We start from the raw sequence: 20,822 nt of genomic DNA, 5'->3' as shown, positions 1-20,822 counted from the left end.
GCGGGCGTCAGCCTGCAACGTCGGTTAAAGGCATTGCGTCAGCTGAAGAGATGGGCCTTCGCCTCGGGGTTGTCCCGGCGCCAGATCACATTGTCGATGAAATAGTGGTGGATGTTGATGAACACCCAGAAGACGAAAAGGAACAGGCTGCTGCCGAAGACGGCCCGGTCATAGGGCACGACCATGTCGAGCAGCAGGGGGAAGAGCCAGAATCCCATGGCCCCGAGCAGGAGGCCGACGATGCCGAAGGCGGCCAGCCGGCTGAACCGGCTTTCCTGCGGCCCGGCCGGCACCGTGGCACTCGCCCGGTTCGCTTCGAAACGCCAGACCACGGTCAGGTATTGCAGTGAATGCAGCACCGGCGCGATGAAGACGAACAAGGGGTCGATCTGGACGAAAGCCATCCAGGCATAAAGCGCCACGAGATAGCCGATCAGGCCGTTCAGCGCGAACCGGCGGCCGTCGCGCCAATAGTCCAGCGCCAGCCGGGCCACCATCCAAAGCGAGGTTGCGGCAAAAATGCCCGCGACCGCATACAACACCCCATCGTCGAACGGGATGTCGCCGTATTCGATGTCCCACAGGCGGCGCGAGACCATGTCCCGGTTGCTTTGCACCCAGGTGTAGATCCAGCAGGCATAGCCATTGGCCAGCATGGCGAGGCGGGTCGCCGGGGCGTAGAACCGCTTGCTCTTGGCGCCATCGACCATGGCGATGCCGAAGCCCTGCTTGACATAGTGCCAGCCGACCACGAAGCCCATGAAATTGAGCGCATAGCCAAGGAATGCCACGGATTTGAACAGGATCGCGCCGCCAAGGAAGGCGAAGAGCACGGCCGGCACCACGATCCCGGCAAAGGCATAGCGCAGGCGCATGCGGCCCGACAGGCCGGGGCCGCGCAGGCGCTCGCCGAACCCGCGATAGAAGATCTGATAGGAATGGGCAAAGTGCGGGTGATTGATGAAATTGGCGATGACCATCATGGTCACGGCCACCGCGGGCACCGCATCACGCCCCGGCAGCAGCAGCGCCATGGCGGCCATCAGCGCGAACCCGCCGCCGCCCAGGCAGAGAAAATCCGCGACCGGACCGAAAAGATGGTTCTTCCGGCCCCGGTCAGGGCCCGGGACGGCAACGGCCGCAGCGGAAAGGTGGATATCGGTCATCGCGGATCACCTCTCCAGCCGGCGGCGCCAAGCGCAGCGCCCGTCCGCTATGGGGACAGGGCCTGGGCGAAACGCGTGAAATAGGCCCCGAGATCGGTGCCGATAAGGTAAAGCACCCCCACGGCGGCGATCGAAATGAGGCCGGCAATGAAGGCATATTCGAGAGCGGTGACACCGCGCTCCGCCGTTGCCGGCTTGCAGGAGACTGCCCGCGCGGCAATACCCCGCCGGATGGTGCTGAGAAGATCGAGCATTCTATCCGCCACCACCGGTATGACAGTCCCCGGTGCCGCAAGACGCCACCGGGAACCGTATGTGCGGGACGGTCTTCCCGCCCTTACGAGTTAACCGCCGGTCGGCCCCGGCGCCGGCGCCGGGGTCGAGCCGCCGCCCAGCTTGCCCGACACGGTGTTGAAGGTGGCGTTCAGACCACCGCCGACCAGGGTCATGGCGCCGATGGCGGCGACGGCGATCAGGGCGGCGATCAGGGCGTATTCGATGGCAGTGGCGCCACGTTCGGTCTTACGCAGGGAAGCGATCATCTTGCGCAGCATTTCTGTTCTCCTGAACAGGGATCGCCTTCATGGCCGATCCCGGCGAAACGTTTACTTGCCTCAGCGGCACGGGTGCGGCCTGCCCCCGCGTCTGAGATGATTATGGCCTGCAATTCTTAACGACGGGTTGCCGACGGCGACGGAGTCGAAAAAATCAGATAGGACGCCGCAAGCTCCGCCGGCAGCTCGACACGGGACAGAAAACCGGGCACGCGCCCCTGTTCGAGGCGGGCGCCCAATGTTTCCGGCCGTGCCGATCGCAGCCCAGGCCCCCTCGAACATAGCACAACCAGGGCAACCTGGCGCTTCTCCAGAAGGGAGCGGGCGGCCGCATCGTCGGTCGCGGCGAAGACGCCCGCGGTATCCGCCATCGCCCCGATCCCGCGATGATAGGGACCGCCGACGAATCGGAAGGCGGTCTCCACCGCCAGCCGGGGCGTCAGGTTGATATTGTCGGTCAGGACGATCGGATCGTCGGCGGCCGCCGGCCCGGGGCGCAAGCCCTGAAGAAAGGCCGCGAGCGGCGCCACCGGACAGTCCGCCGCCGACTCGGGCGCCTCGTCCTGCAACGCCGTGCCGAACACCGGCGCCAGCACGGTCAGGGCCAGGGCCGTCAGCACCAGCGCAGCCCCCCGTGCCGGTGCCGACAGGGCGCGGACCGCCCGGGCGACGAGCACGAAAGCCCCCGCCCCGCCGACGGCCGCGACGCCGGCGAATTCGACGACGAAGCGGAGAGCCCAGATCGCGGCGGCAACCGTGGCCGCCAGCGTCAGCAGCGCCACGACCAGGGCGCGCGCCTCGCCCCCGCGCCCGGCCCGGGCCAGCGCCAGGGGCACGACGGCCAGGGCGAACAGGGCGCCGCCGAGGTCGGTCAGCACATCCGCGATCCCGCCGGCCCGCCAGAAGGCGATCGGCTGCATTTCCCGGATCTGGCCGAGCACCTGGACCATCAGCGGATCGTCGATCGCCAGCGAGGCGCGGTAGAAGCCGGGGAAAGCCAGCGCCAGCCCGGCCACCGCGAGCGCGGAGAGGCCGGCGCCGGCCAGCAACCGCCGCCGCCAGCCGCCCTGGCCGAGGACCAGCACCCCGCCGAAGACGAAGGCAAGGCCGAGCCCGAGGGCCAGGGCGACGATCGACACCCGGTCCGATTCGGGGCGCAGCCATTGCCCGGGGGCGACATCGACCGCCAGCGCCAGCAGGATCGCCCCGGCAAAGCCGAGCGCGGCGCGCAGGCCCTGCGCCGCCATCCCGCGCCCACCCGCAGCGTCGGTGACATAAAGCAAGCCCAGCGCCGCCATGGCCGGCATGAAGACCAGCAGCGCCTCGGGCCCGACCCAATAGGCAAGGCCGGCAAAGCCCCCGGCCCAGGCCGCCATCGCCCGCGCCCCGGGATCCCGCGCCGCGCGCAGCAACGCCCCGAGGGACAGCAGGCACAGAAGCTGTATCAGCACATGGTGATCGGCCCGCCCCACCGCGCCATAGGACAGCGCCAGGGGCTGCGCCAGCAGCATCACCCCGGCGGCCCAGGCCACGTCCCGCGGCCACAGCGCCCGCGCCGCCCAGACCGCCGCCAGGCACGACAAGGCATGGAGCACGGGGCAGACGAGCATGGCCGACCACCACAGCGCCGCCCCCGCCCCGGCCCCGAGCACGACGGCCAGGGCCGCCGGTGCCATGATCAGCAAGTCCAGGGGCCGGGTCCAATGCAGGGGCATGCCTTCCGGCGCGCCCAGGCGCTGGATCGTATTGTCGTACCAGCCGCCCCCCGACCACAATTGCCACACCCGCAGCAGGCGGGTGTAACTGTCGGTGTCGAGCAGGGTCCGGGTCGTCAGGGGGCCGTCCGGCAGCAGGCCCAGGCGCAGGTGGACGACCAGCGCCACCAGCATGAGGCCGAAGGGCAGAAGGCGGCTGATCGGGGAATCACGCATCGGGGAACCGGCAACCAGGACAGGGAAGGGTCGCCCGGCCTCGACCGTCCGTGCTAGACCGGGGCAAGGGCGCAAGGCGCCATAGCAACACGACCATGGTTAACAGATGTCCCTTCCCCAGGCGATCGTGATCGGTGGCGGCCCGGCCGGGCTGATGGCGGCGGAAAGCCTGCTCGATGCCGGGATCGCGGTCACGCTTTACGATGCCATGCCGTCGCTCGGGCGGAAATTCCTGATGGCCGGCAAAAGCGGGCTGAACCTGACCCATGCCGAGCCGGCCGAGGCCCTGCTCGCCCGCTATGGCGCCGCCCGCCCGCGGCTGGAAGCCGCGATCCGGGCGTTCGATAGCGCGGCGATCCGGGATTTCGCCCTCGGCCTCGGGATCGAAACCTTCGTCGGCTCGTCGGGCCGGGTGTTTCCGACCGGCTTCAAGGCCGCCCCCCTGCTGCGCGCCTGGCTGCACCGGCTGCGCGGCAAGGGCCTGCGCATCATGGTCCGCCACCGCTTCACCGGCTTCGACGGGGACGGGCTTCGCTTCGAGACGCCGGCGGGCCCGGTCACCGCCGGCCCGGCCGATGCCCTGGTGCTGGCGCTCGGCGGGGCGAGCTGGCCGGCGCTGGGCAGCGACGGCGCCTGGGCCCCCGCCCTCGGGGTGGCGGTAACGCCCTTCGGCCCGGCCAATTGCGGCTTCGACGTCGCCTGGAGCCCGGTCTTCCGGGCAGGTTTCGCCGGCCAGCCGGTGAAGCCGGTCGCCGTGACCCTGGGCACACGACGCCAGCGCGGCGAATTCGTCGTCACCGAAACCGGGATCGAGGGCGGCGCTATCTACCCCCTGGCCGCGGACGCGGCGGCCCGGCTGGCGGCGGGGGAAACGGTCGATTTCATCCTCGACCTCCTGCCCGGGCAGGACGAGACGGCAGTCGCCGCCGCCCTGGCGAAACCCCAGGGGCGGCAATCGCTGAGCAATCACTTGCGCCGGCAATTGGGCCTCGAAGGGGTGCGCGCCGGCCTGCTGCGCGAGGGGGCGACGGCGGCCGACCTTGCCGGCCCGGCAGCCATCGCCCGCCGGCTGAAGGCCCTGCCCCTGCGCCTCCAGGCCGCGCGGCCGCTGGCGGAGGCGATCTCGACCACCGGGGGGGTCGCCCTCGAGGCGCTGGACGGCGATTGGATGCTGAAGGCGCGGCCGGGTGTCTTCTGCGCGGGCGAAATGATCGACTGGGATGCGCCGACCGGCGGCTATCTGCTGACCGCCTGCCTGGCGCTCGGGCGGGCGGCGGGAACGGCCGCCGCCCGCCGGATCACCGGCTGAGGCCGCCCCTCACCCCGGCCCTCTCCCCAGAGGGGCGAGGGAGTCGATGCCGTGCGTGGGCGGGCCCCCTCGCCCCTTTGGGGAGAGGGTTGGGGTGAGGGGCGGCGGCCTGCCCTAAATTACTTGCCGTTGCCGTGGCGGGTCTTGATCCAGCGGACCGAGCCCGACTTCGAGCGCATGACGATGGTTTCGGTCAGAATGCCCTGGGGCGTGATCTTCACGCCCTGGAGCATGGAGCCACTGGTGACGCCGGTGGCGACGAAGATGACGTCGCCCGAGGCGAGATCTTCGAGACCGTACTTGCGGTTGAGGTCGGTGATGCCGGCCTTGAGCGCCCGGCTCTTTTCCTCGTCGTTGCGGAACAGCAGGCGGCCCTGCATCTGGCCGCCGATGGCGCGCAGCGCCGCCGCGGCGAGAACGCCTTCCGGCGCGCCGCCCGAACCGAAATAAATGTCGATGCCAGTGTCCGGCTCGGCGGTGGCGATCACGCCGGCCACGTCGCCGTCCGGGATCAGGTTGATGCGGGCGCCGGAGGCGCGCACCTTGGCGATCAGTTCCGCATGGCGGGGCCGGTCGAGGATGCAAGCGGTGATCTGTTCGACCGGCACGCCCTTGGCCTTGGCCAGGGCCTTCAGGTTTTCGACCGGATCGCGGTCGATATCGACGAGGCCGGCCGGATAGCCGCCGCCGATGGCGATCTTTTCCATGTAGACGTCGGGGGCATGCAGGAAATTGCCCCGCTTCGCCAGGGCGACCACGGCCAGCGCATTCGGCCAGGCCTTGGCGGTCAGGGTCGTGCCTTCCAGGGGATCGAGGGCGATATCGACCGCCGGGCCGCTGCCGGTGCCCACTTCCTCGCCGATATAGAGCATGGGCGCCTCGTCGCGCTCGCCCTCGCCGATCACCACCGTGCCCTTGATGTTCATCTGGTTCAGCGCGGTGCGCATGGCATCGACGGCGGCCTGGTCGGCGGCCTTCTCGTTGCCGCGCCCGGCGAGCTTTGCCGCCGCGATCGCCGCCGCCTCGCCGACGCGGACGAGTTCCAGCACCAGGGCGCGGTCGTCATAGGCGGCAGCGGTCTCTTCGGTCTTGGTCTTCTTGGTGGCCATCGTCACATTCCTTCAAATCCCTTGCCGATCCGCCCCAAGCGGGTCAGGCACGCCTAATTTCTTCGATGCGAATCATGGTCGGGGGCTCCAGGACCGACTCGAGCGCGCCGATGCGCGCCAAAGCCTTGGCCAGGGCCGCCTCCCGCACCTCGTGGGTGACGATCACCACCGGCACCGCCTCGCCCGGGGCGCGCCCGCGCTGCAGGAGGGATTCGATGGAGACCTGCTCGTCCCTGAGGATCGCCGCGATATCCGCAATCACGCCGGGCCGATCTACCACCGAAAGCCGCAGGTAGGAAGCGCCGAAACGCGCCGTCACGGGAATGACTTCGGCCTTGCCGAGGCTGGCCACCGGCACGCCGTAGAGCGGCAGGCGCAGGCCGAGGGCGACGTCGACGATATCGGCCATGACGGCGGAAGCGGTCGGGCCGGCCCCGGCGCCCCGCCCCTCGAACACCATCTGGTCGACGAAATCGCCCTGGACGACGACGCCGTTGAAGACGCCGTCGACATGGGACAGCGCGGTGCCCGCCGGCACCATCACCGGGTGCACGCGGACGTCGAGCCCGCCGTCCGCCGCCTTGGCGATCCCGACCAGCTTGATGCGGAAGCCGAGTTCGCGGGCGAAGGCGATGTCGAGGGCGGAAACGCCCCGGATGCCCTCGACATGGACCGCGCCGAAATCGACCGCGGCACCGAAGGCGAGGCTGGCAAGCAGGGTCAGCTTGTGGGCGGCATCGACGCCGTCGACGTCGAAGCCCGGGTCCGCCTCGGCATAGCCGAGGCGCTGCGCCTCGCCGAGGGCATCGGCGAAGGAGGCCCCGGTCTCGGCCATGCCGGTCAGGATATAGTTGGAGGTGCCGTTCAGGATGCCGAAGACGCCTTCGATCCGGTTGCCGGCCAGCCCTTCGCGCAGTGCCTTGACCACCGGGATGCCGCCCGCCACCGCCGCCTCGAAATTGATCGAGACGCCGGCCGCCTCGGCCCGGCGGGCAAGGTCGAGGCCGTGATGGGCGAGCAGCGCCTTGTTGGCGGTGACCACCGGCTTGCCGAGGTCGAGCGCGGCCTCGACCGCGGGTTTGGCCACGGTTTCGCCGCCGATCAGTTCGACCAGGACATCGACCGAGGGATCGCGCGCCAGCGCGACCGCATCGGCATAGAAGGTCGCCCCGGCCAGCAGGTCGCCGAGGCCCCGGTCCTTGCCCGGGTCGCGGGCGGAAACCGCGGTGATCTCGATCGGCCGGCCGGTGCGCAGGGCCAGCCGGTCGCCATGGGCGGCCAGCAGGCGAACGAGACCGCCGCCGACCGTACCCAGGCCGGCGATACCAAGACGCAGAGGTTTCACGCCACGACCTTTTTCAGAGGCTCCGAACCCTGGGGCCGCGACGGCTCCGCGGTCGCGAGGAAGCGCTTGATGTTGCGGACGGCCTGGCGGATGCGGTGCTCGTTCTCGACCAGGGCGATGCGGACGTGGGTGTCGCCGTATTCGCCGAAGCCGAGGCCCGGCGCCACCGCCACCTTGGCCTCGGTCAGCAGGCGCTTCGAGAATTCGAGGCTGCCGAGATGGGCGAAGGCATCCGGGATCGGCGCCCAGGCGAACATGGTCGCGGGCGGCGACGGCACTTTCCAGCCGGCGTCCAGAAGACCGGGGATCAGCACGTCGCGGCGCGACTTGTAGATCTGGCGGGCTTCCTCGACGCAGTCCTGGGGGCCGTTCAGGGCGGCGGTGGCCGCGACCTGGATCGGCGTGAAGGCGCCGTAGTCGAGATAGGACTTCATGCGCGACAGGGCCTGGATCAGCTTCGGATTGCCGACGGCAAAGCCCATGCGCCAGCCGGGCATGGAATAGGTCTTGGACATCGAAGTGAATTCCACCGCGATATCCTTGGCCCCCGGGACCTGGAGGATCGACGGCGGCGGGCTGTCCGGGTCGAAGTAGATTTCCGAATAGGCGAGGTCGGACAGGATATAGATCCCCTTCGCCCGGCAGAAATCGACGATCGGCCCGTAGAAATCGAGGTCGACCACCTCGGCCGTCGGGTTCGAGGGATAGTTCAGGACGATGGCGGTGGGCATGGGCACCGAATGGCGCGTCGCCCGTTCCAGCACGCCCATGAAATCCTCGCCCTCGCGCACCGGCGGCAGGGAGCGGATGGCGGCACCGGCGATGATGAAGCCGTAGGGATGAATGGGATAGGACGGGTTCGGCACCAGGATGGTGTCACCCGGCGCCGTGATCGCCTGGGCCAGATTGGCCAGCCCTTCCTTCGAGCCGAGGGTCGCGATCACCTCGCGGTCGGGATCGAGATCGACGCCGAAGCGGCGCTGGTAATAGGCCGCCTGGGCCCGGCGCAGCCCCGGAATCCCGCGCGAGACCGAATAGCGGTGCGAGCGCGGGTCGGAAACGGTTTCGACCAGCTTGTCGACGATATGTTTCGGCGTCGGCAGGTCAGGGTTGCCCATGCCGAAGTCGATGATGTCTTCCCCGCGGGCGCGGGCCTTGGCCTTCAGCGAATTGACCTGTTCGAAGACGTAGGGCGGCAACCGCCTAATGCGATGAAATTCGGGATCCATGATCCGACCTGATGTCCCTCGATGGAGGGAAGTGAAGTTGAGATTACGAGTGATTACTCGACGAAGACGACCGCTTCAGGCCCCTTGCCCCGGTTGCGCTGGCTGGCGGCCGCGGCGTCGGCCACCACGGCCTCCACCTTCACCGCCTGCGGGGGCACGCCGGCCGCCATCAGTTCGGCGGCAACGGCATTCGCCCGGTCGATCGACAGCCCGAAAGCCTCGACCTTGTCGCCGGCATCGCCCGTAGCCCGGGCATAGCCGACGATCCGCACCTGCGCCGCACCGGAATGCAGCGACGCGGCCATCTGGCGGATGGCTTCGCGCGCTGCCGGCGAAAGGTCGATCGACCCTGCGGCAAACCCGATCTTTGTGCCACTGCCTGAAGCCGATCCCGCCGCGGCAGCGGCGGTGGTAGCTCGGCCGGCGGCCGGGGCTTCGGCGCGGCGGCCGCTCTCCTCGATGCGGACGCGGGCGCGGGCCGGCTGCGGGCCGCCCAGGGCCGCCTGCATGGCCGGGGTCATGGGCACGCCCGTGACCGGCAGGGCCGGCGCGGTCGAGACTTCGAACTGCGGCATGGCGGTCGGCACGCTTGTCGGGCGGCGGGTCTCGGCCAATTGCTGCTGATAGACATTGCTGACGATGACCCCGCGCGGCGCATCGGCCGGCAGGTCGAGATCGCGCGAACCGCCGGCGACGGTGACCGGCAGCGGCCGCGAATCGACCCGGCCCGGCGCGGCGGCCGGACGGGCGGAGGCCGCCCCGGGGGCGACCGCGGGCGGGACGCCGCCGGCGACGCGAAGCTGCGGCGTGGTCGGGGCCGGCGGGGCATAGCGGCTGCCGGCGCCCGCATCGGCGACCAGCGCCGGGGCGGGCGTGCCCCGGGCGGCGGCGACCGAGGCCGGCGACGGCACCGGCGCACGGCCGGCATCGATCGAGGCGATCACCCGCGGCGTCGGGCCGCCGGCCACCGGGCGCTGCTCCTGCCCGTCGGGCACCGGCAGGGCGGCGACGGCCGCAGGCACGCGCAGCGGGCGCACGGCGCCCCCGCCGGCGGGACGCGGGGCCGCCGGATCGGCGGCTTCGGCCGCCGCGGTCTCGGCGGCGGCGGGACGGGCGACCGGCGGCGGCACGGTCGAGGCAAGGCCGCGGCCGTTGTTGTCCGCCGGGCGGCTGGCATAGGATTCGGCCTCCCGCGACGAGGGCAGCGGCGGCGGCACGGCCACGCCGTCGGCCCGGCGGGCATAGCTGCCGAAGGGGGTCACCCCGCGCTCTTCGGCGACGCGGCGGCGCTCCTCGTTCGGGTCGGTGATCCGGCCGGCCACGGGCGGCAGGCTGCGGGGCGGCGGCGCCGCCGCCTCCTCCCCGCCGCGAAGGGCCTGGCTGGTGTATTGGGCATTCTGGCGGTCACCCACCAGGCTGCCGGTGATCGCGGCGCGTTCCGCCGGATTGACCGTCGGCTTCGGCCGACTCGGCACGGCCGACAGGCTGGGGAAACTTTCCTCGATGGTCGCCGGGCGGCGGACCGCATCGGGATCCGGGGTATCGGACGGGCTATTGCCGCCGGCCGCCGGCGCGGCGGACTGGGCGACCGACGCCGGCCCCGCCGCCAGAACGGCCCCCAGCGCCGCCGAAGCGATGCTGACCGCAACGACCAGGGACGGCAGCATGCGCGCCGACCAATCCTTGCCCCTGGCGACCTTCACGACCATTGCTCGAACCCCGATGAAAATGGGCCCGCGAGGGCCGCATAACTTTTAGACGGACGTCTACTTTAACGCATAACACGGAACACATATACTCCGCGCCACGAGGAAGCCTACGCCCGATCGCACTGCACAGAATAAGGAATGGTTCATGGCCGATCAACACGGCAAAGACCAGCAGCCTATCCCGGACCCGACCATTCTCGCCCGCAACATGGTGGAAGTCGCGAAGCGATGCCGGAAGTTGGTGGCAGAATTCATGGAACGCCAGGACATTGTGAAAAAGAATGTCCAGTTCGATCCCCAGAATCTGGCTTCCGCCTATATGGAGATGACGGCGAAGATCATCGCCAACCCCTCCTATATGATCGAAGCCCAGGTGAAACTCTGGCGCGATTATGCCGCCCTCATGCAATCGGCGACCAAGCGTCTTCTCGGCCAGAAGCCCGACCCGGTGATTCAGCCGGCCAAGGGCGACAAGCGCTTCAAGGACAAGAGCTGGGAAGAGAATCAGGTCTTCGACTTCATCAAGCAGTCCTACCTGCTCGCCGCGCGCTGGATGCAGAACACGGTCCACGACGTCGAGGGGCTGGACCCCAAGACCAAGAAGAAGGTCGAGTTCTACACCCGCCAGTTCGTCGACGCGATCGCGCCCTCGAACTTCGTGCTGACCAACCCGGAAGTGCTGCGCGTCACGATCGAGAGCAACGGCGAGAATCTGGTCCGCGGCCTCGACCACGTGCTTGAGGATCTGGAGCGCGGCAAGGGCCGCCTCGCCATCCGCATGACCGATCCCAATGCCTTCGAGGTCGGCCGCAACATCGCGGTGACGCCCGGCAAGGTGGTGTTCCGCAACGACCTGATGGAGCTCCTGCAGTACGAGCCGGTGACCGAGAAGGTCTTCAAGCGGCCGCTGCTGATCGTGCCGCCGTGGATCAACAAATATTACATCCTCGACCTGAAGCAGCAGAATTCCTTCATCAAGTGGGCGGTCGACAACGGCCTGACCGTCTTCGTCGTCTCCTGGGTCAACCCGGATTCGAAGCTGGCCCAGATCGGCTTCGAAGGCTACATGAACGACGGCGTGCTGGCGGCGCTCGACGCCATCGAGCAGGCGACCGGCGAACATCAGGTCAATGCCATCGGCTATTGCATCGGCGGCACGCTGACGGCGGCGACGCTCGCCTATCTCCAGACCATCGGCGACAAGCGGATCGCCGCGGCGACCTTCTTCGCCGCCCAGGTGGATTTCGCCGAGGCGGGCGAGCTTTCGGTCTTCATCGACGAGGACCAGCTCGAATTCCTCGCCGGCCGCATGTCCGAGAAGGGCTATCTCGAAGGCGGCGACATGGCGACCACCTTCAACATGCTGCGCGCGAACGACCTGATCTGGTCCTTCGTCGTCAACAATTACCTGCTCGGCCGCGATCCCTTCCCCTTCGACCTCCTGTACTGGAACCAGGATGCGACGCGGATGCCGATCGCGATGCACATGTTCTATCTGCGCGAATGCTACCAGAAGAACCTGCTGTCGCAGCCGGGCGGCATCACCCTGAACAATACGCCGATCTACCTGAACAAGGTGAAGGTGCCGCTCTATTTCGTCGCCAGCCGCGACGACCATATCGCCCCTGCCCGCTCGGTGTTCCGGGGCTCGCGCATCTTCAAGACGCCGGTGCGCCTGGTGCTGGCCGGCTCGGGCCATATCGCCGGCATCATCAATCCACCGGAAGCGAAGAAGTACCAGCACTGGACCAACGACGACCTGACCGGCGCCGCCTCCTTCGAGGACTGGCTGTCCAAAGCGACCGAGCATCCGGGCAGCTGGTGGCCGGACTGGCTGGAGTGGATCGGCAAGAAGTCGGGCGCCATGGTGCCGGCGCGGGTGCCGGGCGACGGCAAGCTGCGGGTGCTGGACGACGCTCCCGGCACCTATGTGAAGATCAAGTCGGAATAAGCAAGTCGGAATAAGTGCAAGGGGCCGGCGCGCCGGCCCCTGTGCCCCCCTTCACAGACGCGGGCGGCCCGCAGGGTTAAGGTGCCGCCCGGTCAACCGGGGGAAGGAAACGGAATGAAACGGGCGCTGTTCGCCGCCGCCATCGTGGCCACCGCACTTGCCCTTCCGCCCCGGGCCCATGCGGATGCGATAGCCGACTGCGACCGGCTGGCCGCCGCCCCGGACGATCCCGGCCGGCCCCAGGGGGTCGAGGGCGTCCGCCTGACCTTGATCGACGGCGCAAGCGCCGTTGCCGCCTGCCGCGCCGCCGTGGCCGAACGGCCGGCCGAGCCGCGCCTCGTCTATCAACTGGCCCGCGCCCTTTCCGCCCCCCGCGGCGGCACCGAGGCGGAAGCGATGGCCGCCCTGAAGCAGGCCGCCGAAGCCGGCCATCCGGCCGCCATGCTCTATCTCGGCCGCATCCTGAAGAACGGCCTCGGCCTGCCGCTGGACGAGGCGGCGGCCCTCGCCTGGGTCCGCAAGGCGGCCGAGGCCGGCCACGCCCGGGCCATGCACGACCTGGGCGAGATGCTGCTATTGGGCCAGGGCGCGCCGGCCGATGCCGCCGCCGCCGCCGGCTGGTTCCGCCGCGGCGCCGAGGCGGGCGATACCGAAGCCATGGTCCTGCTCGGCCATGCCTATCTCGACGGGACGGGGGTCGACAAGGACCCGGAAGAAGCCCGCAAATGGTTTCAGCGGGCGATCGACCTTGGTTCCGCCCGCGCCCTGATCGCCATCCAGCGGCTGGACCCGGCAGAAAGCCCCCGATGACCGGGCCGACGGCGCCCGAACCGCCGGCGCTCGCCGATGGCGATGGTGCGCCGGCCCCGGGGGAGGCAGCCGCCATGGTCGCCCATGGTCTCGCCCTGCTGAAGCAGGCGGACGACCGGGAGGCCGCGCAGCACCGGGCCGCCCTGCTGTTCCGCGCCGCCTTCCGCATGGGCGAGAGCGCCGGCATGGTCCATCTCGGCGACTGGATCCTGACCCGCCCGATCGCGCCCGAACGGGCGAGACGTCAGGCGATCCGGGCCTTCCGCCGCGCCGCCGGGGCGGGCAATGTCACCGGCATGCGCCGGCTGGGCCAGACCCTGCTCGATCGCTGCACGGACGGGGACGAGGCGGTGGAAGCGCGGACATGGCTGGAGCGGGCAGCGGAGGCCGGCGATGCCCAGGCCCTGCTGCACTTCTGGCGACAGGCCGAAGCTGCGCGGAACAGCGCCACTGCCCTGGGCTGGCTGTCCCGCGCGGCGGCGGCCGGGGATCCCGGGGCCATGGCCATGCTGGCCGAGTACCTGTGGACCGGCCGGGGCGTCGCCGCCGACGACCGGGCGGCAATCCTGTGGTACCGCAAGGCCGCCGGGGCCGGCCATGTCGCCGCCTGCTATCCGCTGTCCGTCCTCTTGCGGCGCTACGCCGGCAGCGACGCCGATCTGGCCGAGGCCGCGGCCCTGCTGCGGACCGCCGCCGGGACCTGCCACCGCGAGGCGATGAACAATTACGCCGTGATGTGCCTCTATGGCGACGGCATGGCACCGGCGCGCGATGAGGGGCTGCTGTGGCTGCACCGGGCCGCCGCCAAGAATTGTGCCACGGCGGCGCGCAACCTGGCCACGGCGGCAGCCGGCCTGGACGGGGCCGTCCGCCGGCGGGCCCTGTCCTATTGCGACGACCTCCGGGGCATCGATCAGGCGATCGCCGGCCTGCTTTCCCCCAGGCCGCAGCCGGCGCGGCCGCCCGGCCTTCTGGCGCGGATGGGCGCCTGGTGGCGCAGGATGGTGCCAAAGGGGCGAAACATTCCCCCGGGACCGTGAAGTCCCTCACTATGCGCTTACCATTCCCCCTCTATCATGGCAGCAGGGATCGAGGGGGACTCGGAACATGGCCATTCCACTACTTATTGCAGGCGCCTTCGAGGCCGCGGTGATCGCCACCGACGCCATCGCGCTGGCGGGGATGGACGCCCTCGCCGCCCAGGCGATCCGCGCCGCCGCGGTCGCGATCGCCCGCCAGTTCGGCCGGGCCATGGCAACGGACGCACTCCTCACCGGCTCCGCCGCCACCGCCGCCTCCGGGGCCATGATCATGGGCGGACAGCTGACCGAGGTCGGCGTCACCCGCGTGATCAAGGCGCTGGCCGCCCTGATGAAGGATGCCCCGCATCTCGAAAGTGAATTCAGGGCCCTGCGCCAGATGGGCATGCATTTCTTCCCGGCCCTGGCCAACGGCCAGGTCGTCGTCGTCTGCCGCATGACGGCGCGGACCGGCGCCCGGCGCGTGGTCTACCTGCTGTTCAGCCCCCGCACCACGCGCGAGCAATTGCAGGAATTCTTCAAGCGCTGCCGCATCGCCCAGACCGCGCCGGCCAACGCCAACCCGTTGCTGTGGAACCCCTTCAAGCTGCGCCGGGCCAACGACCCGCTCTGACCGCTACCGCCCGCCCCGCTGGCGCCGGTGAAGGAACCAGACCAGCAGGGTGAAGACGGCGGCGGCGATCGTGCCCAGAAGGCCGACCAGCATGGTGACCAGGGGGCCGATCCCGTCGCCCTGCCGGTCGCCTGCCCGAAGTCCATCCGCCCACAGCCAGCCCGCCAGCGCCACCACGGGCATGGCCAGCGTCAGCACGATCCCGGCCCTGAGCCGCGAACGCCAGCGGTCGGGGCGGACGATGACGGTACCAGCCAGCGCCGCGCGGTAATGCGCCATGACCTTGTTCGCTTCGTCGATATCGGTGACGGGCAGGCGCAGCATCTCGTCCATCGGCGTCAGCCGGCTGCCGACCTTGACCCAGGCCCGGCAGACGATGGCCAGGGTCAGGGCCGGTTCCGCCTCGAAGCCGATGCCCCGGATCGATTGCAGGCCCGAGGTCGGCAGCGACAGGAGCCTGCCGCCGATCACCAAAGTCTCTGCCCCGAAGACGATCTCGACGCCGTCGCGGCGCTCGGCCCGGCTCGGCTTCCAGCTATTGCCGATGCCGTATTGCCGCTGCAGGGCCTGATATTCGGCGATCCCCGCCGCCCGGACCGGCCAGCGGCCGATCACGCCCTCGCCCGCCAGCAGCCGGTGGCGGATGCGGACGGCGGCCAGGAAATTCAGGAAGACGGGCAGGCCGAACAGAGTCCCCAGGCCGCCCAGGACCAGGGCGATGCCGTGCGGGCCTTCGGTATCGGTAAACCCGGGCGACAGCAGAAAGAACCAGCCAAGGGCGCCCAGGCTGAGGCCAAGCAGCAGGCCAGACAGCCGGATATCCCGCACGACATGGATCATGGTGCCCCCCTGGCCGCTGCCCCGGGGATCAGCATAGGCCGGCCGCCCCCCGGAGGAAACGGCGGGGAAGCGCGTCAGGCGATGCCGGTGCGCCCCATGGCGAGGAATTTCTCGCGCCGGTCGCGGCGGATGGCGTTGCCGTCCTTGCCCTTGAACTCGTCGAGCGCGGTCGAGACCGCATGGCCGACCGAGGCGACGGTCGCCTTCGGATCGCGATGGGCGCCGCCCAGCGGTTCCGAGACGATGGCGTCGATGACGCCGAGCTTGATCAGGTCCTGCGCCGTCAGCTTCAGGGCCGCCGCCGCATCCTGCGCCCGTTCCGCCGAGCGCCAGAGGATGGAGGCGCAGCCCTCGGGCGAGATCACCGAATAGACCGCATGTTCGAGCATCAGGACCCGGTTGGCGGTGGCGAGTGCGACCGCGCCGCCGGAGCCGCCCTCGCCGACGATGACCGAGACCAGCGGCACCTTCAGCTTGAGGCAGGCCTCGGTCGAGCGGGCGATCGCTTCCGACTGGCCGCGCGCCTCGGCCTCGATGCCGGGAAAGGCGCCGGGCGTATCGACCAGGGTGACGACGGCGAGGCCGAAGCGGTCGGCCAGTTCCATCAGGCGGATCGCCTTGCGATAGCCCTCGGGCTTGGCCATGCCGAAATTGTGGCGGATGCGGCCCTCGGTGTCCGCGCCCTTCTCATGGCCGATGACCATGACCGGGCGGCCGCGAAAGCGGCCCATGCCGCCGAGGATCGCCTTGTCGTCGGAAAAGGCGCGGTCGCCGGCCAGCGGCACGAAATCCTCGACCAGCAGCTTCACATAGTCGTTGAAACGCGGCCGGTTCTGGTGGCGGGCGACCTGGGTCTTCTGCCAGGCGCTGAGCTTGCCGTAGGTCTGCCGGAGCAGGAGATCGGCCTTGACCTCGAGCCGCGAAACCTCCTCGGCGATCGAGATGCCCTGGGCCGCCGGCATCGCCTGCAGTTCCTTGATCTTCGCTTCGAGTTCCGCGATGGGCTTCTCGAAATCGAGGAACATGGCCATGGAATTCGTCCTTCGCTGAACGCCCCGGGGTGGGCGCCTGTGGCCGCGTCGCGGCCGGGGGTCGGCTTGTGGCCGCGTCGCGGCCCGGGGTCGGCCTTTGGCCGCGTCGCGGCCGGGGGGCGGGCCGCCGCCGATACGGCGGCCCGTCCTTACCTCAAATCACTTGCCGGCGATACGGTTCGCCTGTTCCACCAGAGACTGGGCCTGGCGGATGGAGGCGAGATCGATCAGCTTGCCGTCGAGGGAAACCGCGCCCTTGCCTTCCTTCTGGGCGATGTCCATCGCTTCCAGGATGCGGCGGGCCTTGGTCACTTCCTTTTCGGACGGGGTGAAGACTTCGTTGGCGACCGGGATCTGCTTGGGGTGGATCGCCCATTTGCCCTCGCAGCCGAGCACGGCGGCGCGGGCGGCCTGGGCGCGATAGCCGTCCGAATCCGAGAAGTCGCCGAAGGGCCCGTCGATCGGGCGGAGGCCGTTGGCGCGGGCCGCCACCACCATGCGGGCGATCGCATAATGCCACATGTCGCCCCAGTGGCGGACGCGCTCGCCCGCCTCGTCCGGATCGGTGAGGACGACGTAGTTGGGGTTCGGGCCGCCGATCTGGGTCGTCTGGGCCCGGGTCGAGGCGGCATAGTCGGCGACGCCGAAATGCAGCGATTCGTTCCGCTTCGAGGCGGCGGCGATCTCGTGGATGTTCTGCATGCCGAGCGCGGTCTCGATGATGTGCTCGAGGCCGATCTTCTTCTTGCGGCCGACCGCGGTTTCGATCTGGGTCAGCAGCATGTCGACGGCATAGACGTCCGAGGCGGTGCCGACCTTCGGCACCATGATCAGGTCCAGGCGCTCGCCGCCGCGCTCCACCACCTCGACGATGTCCTTATAGGCATAGTGGGTGTCGAGGCCGTTGATGCGGACCGAGATGGTCTTGTCGCCCCAGTCGATGTCGTGCAGGGCCTGGATGATGTTCTCGCGCGCCTTCGGCTTGTCGTCGGGCGCCACCGCGTCCTCGAGATCGAGGAAGATCACGTCGGCCGCCGACTTCGCGGCCTTCTCGAACATATGCGGGCTGGAGCCGGGCACCGCCAGTTCGCAGCGATTCAGACGGGCGGGGGCCTGTTCGACGACTTTGAAGCTCATCAGCAACGTCTCCGGAATAATGGCGGGGACCGTATGGAGACGATACCCGCTTGTCAACTTGTGCGGCGCGGCGATCTTGCCATCGGGTGGTGGCGGTTGACGAGTGTCCGCAGTTTTTCATCGAGAATGTGGGTGTAAATCTCGGTCGTGGAGATGTCCGCGTGTCCCAGCAGGGTCTGCACCACCCGCAGGTCGGCGCCATGGGCGAGCAGGTGGCTGGCGAAGGCATGGCGCAGCACATGGGGCGACACCCGCTCGGGCTCGATCCCCGCCTCGGCCGCCAGGGCCTTCAGCCCCTGGGCGAAATGCTGGCGGGTCATGTGGCCGGTGGCGGTGCCGGCCGGGAACAGCCATTTCGCCTGTTTCGGCAGCAGGCCCTTGGGCCGCAGCCCCAGCCAGCGGGCGATCGCCGCCCGGGCGGGGTCGGACAGCGGCACCATCCGCTCCCGCCCGCCCTTGCCCTTGACCAGGACGAAGCGCGGGTCATGGGCCAGCGCCGACAGCGGCAGGCCGACCAGTTCGGACACCCGGAGCCCGGTGGCATAGAGGATTTCGACCAGGGCGAGAAAGCGGATCGCCCGCTTCTCGCGCGATGGCCCCGCCGCCCGGCCCAGGGCATCGGCGGCGATGCGCAGCATCGCCTCCACCTCGTCCTCGCTCAGGTATTTCGGCAGGCGACGGCCCCGGCGCGGCGCTTCGATCCGGCTGGTCGGGTCGTCGGCGCGGAGACCGTCGGCCAGGGCGAAGCGGTGGAACTGGCGCAGTGCCGACAGGCGCCGCGCCGCGGTCGAGGGTTTCAGGCCCCGCCCCTCCACTGTGTCGAAATAGGCGGCGACCTGATCCGCACCCGCCCGCTCCAACCCCAGGCCCTGCCCGGCCAGGAAGGCGGCATAATCGGTCAGGTCGCGGCGATAGGCGGCGATCGTATTCGCCGCCGCATTCCGTTCCGCCGCCATCATTTCGAGAAAGGCTTCGAGCAACGCCGCCTCCGCCGGTTTCGGCACATGGGCGGGCACGGCCGGCGGGCGGCCGCGCTTCCGCGGCGGGGTCACAGGCCGGCCGCCAGGGCGATCTCGACGGCCAGCGCCCGGGCCTCGTCGGCCAGCCCGGCGCGGCGCAGGGCTTCGACCGCCAGCCGGGCCCGGGCAGGATCGAGATCCGCCAGCGGCGCCTCGCCGGCCAGGGCGACGACCAGGGCCGCCACCTCGGCCCGGCGGCCGGCCAGCACGGCGGTTTCGATCGCCTGCGCCGCCTCGGGCGGGGTGAGATCGGCGCGGCGCGGCGCAAGCTCTTCGGGCAGCACCGCCCCCAGGCCGTCGAGAAGGCCGGCAAGCAGGGTCAAGCCCCGGTCGCCGCCGCGCGGCAGGGCATCCAGATAATCGGAAAAGCGCCCCGCCCCCCCCTCGCCCGGGCCCGCCAGCAGGGCCCGATAGGGCCACAAAAGGTCACCGGCGCCGCCGCCCGCCTGTTCGAGGCGAAGCATCTGGGCCAGCGCCGCCGCCCGTTCCCCGGCCCCGAGCGCCGCCCGGACGAGACCGCGGCCAAGCGCCGGCGGCAGCGACTGATTGGCGACATCGACGATGGCCTGCCGTTCGACCCGGGCCGCGGTCGCGGCCAGTCCGGCCTTCCCCGCCGCTTCGATAAAGGCGACCAGGGCCTGGGCGCGCACCGCCGGGCCCGACGCCTCGACCACCGCCCGATGCAGGGCGGAGCGCTGCAATTCGCCCGGCAGGGCGGCCAGCGCCGCCGTCGGCGCCGGCCCGGTGACATAGAGGGCGGCCAAGGCCGGGGCTGAGATCAGGCCCAGGGCCTCCGCCTGCTCGGCCGCCTGGATGCGGATCTCGAGGGCGCCGCCGAGGCGCGCCAGCCGGGGCAGGGCCAGCGCCCGGGTGCCGTCGCGCACCGGGGGCGGCAGGCCCAGCCCCTCCGCCGCCCAGAGGCTGAGGGGATCGGCCGGATCGATATCGCCGATGCCGGCCCGGTCGCGGCCGGCGACGGCGCGCACCAGGCGGTCGAAACCTTCGCCGACCGGGCCCTGTTCATGGGCGAGGTCGAGGGCGACCTGCGCCCCCGCGCCGTCGCCCGCCGCCGCCCGGCACAGGGCCAGGGCGCGCAGGACATCGACATTCAGGCCCGCCGGCCCAAGCGCCTCGAACCCCGCGGCACAAAGCGCCGCCCGGTCGTCGAGGGCGGCGAGGCCGGCGACGACGGCGCTGACCGCCGGCCCCGGCAAACCGTCCAGGCGGCCGCGAAAGGCGGCCAGTTCGCCCGCGCGCCCCGCCCCGGCGAACCAGAGCAGGGCGGCGCCGGCCAGATCCGGCTCGGCCGCCGCCTCCCCCGCCAGGCGGGCGGCAAGGTCCCGCAGGACCGCGGCGCCGGGCCGGGCCGGCAGGGCCGCCAGCACGGGCGCCAGAAGGGCGGGATCGTCGCCGCGCCAAAGTACTTGCCCAGAAAACGCCTGCCCATCAGGGGCCGGGGCGGGCTCGGCCGGCACGGGCACGGCCGCGTCGTCCAGGGGGCGCACCTCGACCGGGGCCGGCAGGGCGGCGCCGCGCGGCAGGGTCTCGTCCGTCGGCAGGGGGCCGCCGAAGGGCGTGCCCAGACTGTCCGGGTTGCCGCCCGGCCGGCTGATGCTGGGGGTGGGATCGGTGAAGCCCGGGGGGCCCAACGGGATGGGCGCGCCGCCGTCGGCCGGCAGGGGCGCCGGGCCGCGCGGATCGAGAACCGGCGGCAACAGGCTGACCGGCCCCTCGGCCAGGGCCGGCGAGGATGCGAGCCAGCCCAGGATCGCCCCCGAAAAGACAATGGGCAGGGATAGAGCGCGCCGCGCCCTATTCCGGGAACCGGTCATTGGGCAGCACCTGTTCCACCCGCTCACGCGAGACCGGGGGATCGAATGTGGCCAGATAGATGGCGCCGCCGACCACCGCCGTCAGCAGGATCGCGGCAACGATAACGAGAATCTTCGACATGGTCGGATACTGACGAAAGCCCAAGGCAGGAATAAGGCGCCCGCGCGATTCCCCGCCGGCGGTGCGGACAAGTCTA

At 70.4% G+C, this 20,822-nt stretch carries 19 protein-coding genes; 5 read left to right on the top strand and 14 right to left on the bottom strand.

Annotation, left to right across the window (positions count from 1 at the left end):
• Positions 1-38: 38 nt before the first annotated feature.
• The 4 genes from DKG75_RS01415 to DKG75_RS01400 form a co-directional block, all read right to left on the bottom strand.
• The gene (locus DKG75_RS01415; protein WP_109919291.1) at positions 39-1,166 is read right to left on the bottom strand and encodes a hypothetical protein; all 1,128 of its coding nucleotides are present in this window, start codon (positions 1,164-1,166) and stop codon (positions 39-41) included.
• A gap of 47 nt (positions 1,167-1,213) precedes the next feature.
• Positions 1,214-1,420: a Flp family type IVb pilin gene (locus tag DKG75_RS01410; RefSeq protein ID WP_109919290.1), complete on the bottom strand. Its 207-nt coding sequence runs from the start codon at positions 1,418-1,420 to the stop codon at positions 1,214-1,216.
• Between the two features lie 90 nt (positions 1,421-1,510).
• Positions 1,511-1,720, bottom strand: coding sequence for a Flp family type IVb pilin (locus DKG75_RS01405; RefSeq protein WP_109919289.1), 210 nt, complete (start codon positions 1,718-1,720; stop codon positions 1,511-1,513).
• 116 nt (positions 1,721-1,836) lie between these two features.
• On the bottom strand, positions 1,837-3,651 hold the full coding sequence (locus DKG75_RS01400) for a hypothetical protein (RefSeq protein WP_109919288.1): 1,815 nt from the start codon (positions 3,649-3,651) through the stop codon (positions 1,837-1,839).
• A gap of 106 nt (positions 3,652-3,757) precedes the next feature.
• On the opposite strand from DKG75_RS01400, the gene DKG75_RS01395 reads away from it, so the two are divergent.
• Complete coding sequence (locus DKG75_RS01395; protein ID WP_109919287.1) at positions 3,758-4,960, top strand: TIGR03862 family flavoprotein; 1,203 nt, start codon at positions 3,758-3,760, stop codon at positions 4,958-4,960.
• Positions 4,961-5,079: 119 nt separating this feature from the next.
• Here the strand turns inward: DKG75_RS01395 and glpX are convergent, their stop codons facing one another.
• From glpX to DKG75_RS01375, 4 genes are read right to left on the bottom strand one after another with little or no spacing between them, the layout of a single operon-like run.
• Positions 5,080-6,069, bottom strand: coding sequence for a class II fructose-bisphosphatase (gene glpX, locus DKG75_RS01390; RefSeq protein WP_109919286.1), 990 nt, complete (start codon positions 6,067-6,069; stop codon positions 5,080-5,082).
• Between the two features lie 43 nt (positions 6,070-6,112).
• Positions 6,113-7,414 carry a homoserine dehydrogenase gene (locus tag DKG75_RS01385; RefSeq protein ID WP_109919285.1) on the bottom strand — a complete coding sequence of 434 codons (1,302 nt, stop codon included), beginning with the start codon at positions 7,412-7,414 and terminating at the stop codon, positions 6,113-6,115.
• Positions 7,411-8,643 carry an LL-diaminopimelate aminotransferase gene (locus tag DKG75_RS01380; RefSeq protein ID WP_166646439.1) on the bottom strand — a complete coding sequence of 411 codons (1,233 nt, stop codon included), beginning with the start codon at positions 8,641-8,643 and terminating at the stop codon, positions 7,411-7,413. Before DKG75_RS01380 ends, DKG75_RS01385 begins: the two co-directional genes overlap by 4 nt.
• Positions 8,644-8,696: 53 nt before the next feature.
• Positions 8,697-10,352: an OmpA family protein gene (locus DKG75_RS01375; RefSeq protein WP_109919283.1), complete on the bottom strand. Its 1,656-nt coding sequence runs from the start codon at positions 10,350-10,352 to the stop codon at positions 8,697-8,699.
• A gap of 145 nt (positions 10,353-10,497) precedes the next feature.
• Between DKG75_RS01375 and DKG75_RS01370 the strand changes: the two genes are divergently transcribed.
• From DKG75_RS01370 to DKG75_RS22610, 4 genes are all read left to right on the top strand, one after another.
• A complete protein-coding gene (locus DKG75_RS01370) occupies positions 10,498-12,303 on the top strand; it encodes a PHA/PHB synthase family protein (RefSeq protein WP_109919282.1) in 1,806 nt (601 codons plus the stop codon).
• Between the two features lie 114 nt (positions 12,304-12,417).
• Positions 12,418-13,113 carry a tetratricopeptide repeat protein gene (locus DKG75_RS01365; RefSeq protein ID WP_109919281.1) on the top strand — a complete coding sequence of 232 codons (696 nt, stop codon included), beginning with the start codon at positions 12,418-12,420 and terminating at the stop codon, positions 13,111-13,113.
• Positions 13,110-14,153 carry a tetratricopeptide repeat protein gene (locus DKG75_RS01360; RefSeq protein ID WP_133636909.1) on the top strand — a complete coding sequence of 348 codons (1,044 nt, stop codon included), beginning with the start codon at positions 13,110-13,112 and terminating at the stop codon, positions 14,151-14,153. Before DKG75_RS01365 ends, DKG75_RS01360 begins: the two co-directional genes overlap by 4 nt.
• 67 nt (positions 14,154-14,220) lie before the next feature.
• On the top strand, positions 14,221-14,766 hold the full coding sequence (locus tag DKG75_RS22610; RefSeq protein ID WP_133636911.1) for a hypothetical protein: 546 nt from the start codon (positions 14,221-14,223) through the stop codon (positions 14,764-14,766).
• A 3-nt stretch (positions 14,767-14,769) separates the two neighbouring features.
• Here DKG75_RS22610 and DKG75_RS01345 read toward each other — a convergent pair whose 3' ends face one another.
• From DKG75_RS01345 to DKG75_RS22850, 6 genes are all read right to left on the bottom strand, one after another.
• Positions 14,770-15,606: a M48 family metallopeptidase gene (locus tag DKG75_RS01345; RefSeq protein ID WP_109919277.1), complete on the bottom strand. Its 837-nt coding sequence runs from the start codon at positions 15,604-15,606 to the stop codon at positions 14,770-14,772.
• A gap of 74 nt (positions 15,607-15,680) precedes the next feature.
• Positions 15,681-16,637: an acetyl-CoA carboxylase carboxyltransferase subunit alpha gene (locus DKG75_RS01340; RefSeq protein ID WP_109919276.1), complete on the bottom strand. Its 957-nt coding sequence runs from the start codon at positions 16,635-16,637 to the stop codon at positions 15,681-15,683.
• Positions 16,638-16,796: 159 nt separating this feature from the next.
• Positions 16,797-17,774, bottom strand: a complete 978-nt coding sequence (locus DKG75_RS01335; RefSeq protein WP_109919275.1) for an HpcH/HpaI aldolase/citrate lyase family protein — start codon at positions 17,772-17,774, stop codon at positions 16,797-16,799.
• Between the two features lie 53 nt (positions 17,775-17,827).
• Positions 17,828-18,826, bottom strand: coding sequence for a site-specific tyrosine recombinase XerD (locus DKG75_RS01330; protein ID WP_243746494.1), 999 nt, complete (start codon positions 18,824-18,826; stop codon positions 17,828-17,830).
• Positions 18,823-20,625, bottom strand: coding sequence for a hypothetical protein (locus DKG75_RS22855; RefSeq protein ID WP_166646440.1), 1,803 nt, complete (start codon positions 20,623-20,625; stop codon positions 18,823-18,825). The genes DKG75_RS01330 and DKG75_RS22855 overlap by 4 nt, the downstream gene beginning before the upstream one ends.
• On the bottom strand, positions 20,606-20,746 hold the full coding sequence (locus DKG75_RS22850; RefSeq protein ID WP_166646441.1) for a hypothetical protein: 141 nt from the start codon (positions 20,744-20,746) through the stop codon (positions 20,606-20,608). The genes DKG75_RS22855 and DKG75_RS22850 overlap by 20 nt, the downstream gene beginning before the upstream one ends.
• Positions 20,747-20,822: the final 76 nt, after the last annotated feature.

It is taken from the genome of Zavarzinia compransoris (assembly GCF_003173055.1).
GTDB lineage: Bacteria > Pseudomonadota > Alphaproteobacteria > Zavarziniales > Zavarziniaceae > Zavarzinia > Zavarzinia compransoris.
The sequence above is the reverse complement of the archived record's forward strand: the minus strand, read 5'-3'. Positions and strand labels throughout refer to the sequence as shown.

Bases quoted from the DNA above. Each gene is read 5' to 3' on its own strand.
- DKG75_RS01405 (WP_109919289.1), bottom strand. From the start codon at position 1,720: ATGCTGCGCAAGATGATCGCTTCCCTGCGTAAGACCGAACGTGGCGCC.
- DKG75_RS01415 (WP_109919291.1), bottom strand. From the start codon at position 1,166: ATGACCGATATCCACCTTTCCGCTGCGGCCGTTGCCGTCCCGGGCCCT.
- DKG75_RS01370 (WP_109919282.1), top strand. From the start codon at position 10,498: ATGGCCGATCAACACGGCAAAGACCAGCAGCCTATCCCGGACCCGACC.
- DKG75_RS01375 (WP_109919283.1), bottom strand. From the start codon at position 10,352: ATGGTCGTGAAGGTCGCCAGGGGCAAGGATTGGTCGGCGCGCATGCTG.
- DKG75_RS01345 (WP_109919277.1), bottom strand. From the start codon at position 15,606: ATGATCCATGTCGTGCGGGATATCCGGCTGTCTGGCCTGCTGCTTGGC.
- DKG75_RS01340 (WP_109919276.1), bottom strand. From the start codon at position 16,637: ATGGCCATGTTCCTCGATTTCGAGAAGCCCATCGCGGAACTCGAAGCG.
- DKG75_RS22610 (WP_133636911.1), top strand. From the start codon at position 14,221: ATGGCCATTCCACTACTTATTGCAGGCGCCTTCGAGGCCGCGGTGATC.
- DKG75_RS01335 (WP_109919275.1), bottom strand. From the start codon at position 17,774: ATGAGCTTCAAAGTCGTCGAACAGGCCCCCGCCCGTCTGAATCGCTGC.
- DKG75_RS01360 (WP_133636909.1), top strand. From the start codon at position 13,110: ATGACCGGGCCGACGGCGCCCGAACCGCCGGCGCTCGCCGATGGCGAT.
- DKG75_RS01380 (WP_166646439.1), bottom strand. From the start codon at position 8,643: ATGGATCCCGAATTTCATCGCATTAGGCGGTTGCCGCCCTACGTCTTC.
- DKG75_RS22850 (WP_166646441.1), bottom strand. From the start codon at position 20,746: ATGTCGAAGATTCTCGTTATCGTTGCCGCGATCCTGCTGACGGCGGTG.
- DKG75_RS22855 (WP_166646440.1), bottom strand. From the start codon at position 20,625: ATGACCGGTTCCCGGAATAGGGCGCGGCGCGCTCTATCCCTGCCCATT.
- DKG75_RS01365 (WP_109919281.1), top strand. From the start codon at position 12,418: ATGAAACGGGCGCTGTTCGCCGCCGCCATCGTGGCCACCGCACTTGCC.
- glpX (WP_109919286.1), bottom strand. From the start codon at position 6,069: ATGGCCACCAAGAAGACCAAGACCGAAGAGACCGCTGCCGCCTATGAC.
- DKG75_RS01400 (WP_109919288.1), bottom strand. From the start codon at position 3,651: ATGCGTGATTCCCCGATCAGCCGCCTTCTGCCCTTCGGCCTCATGCTG.
- DKG75_RS01395 (WP_109919287.1), top strand. From the start codon at position 3,758: ATGTCCCTTCCCCAGGCGATCGTGATCGGTGGCGGCCCGGCCGGGCTG.
- DKG75_RS01410 (WP_109919290.1), bottom strand. From the start codon at position 1,420: ATGCTCGATCTTCTCAGCACCATCCGGCGGGGTATTGCCGCGCGGGCA.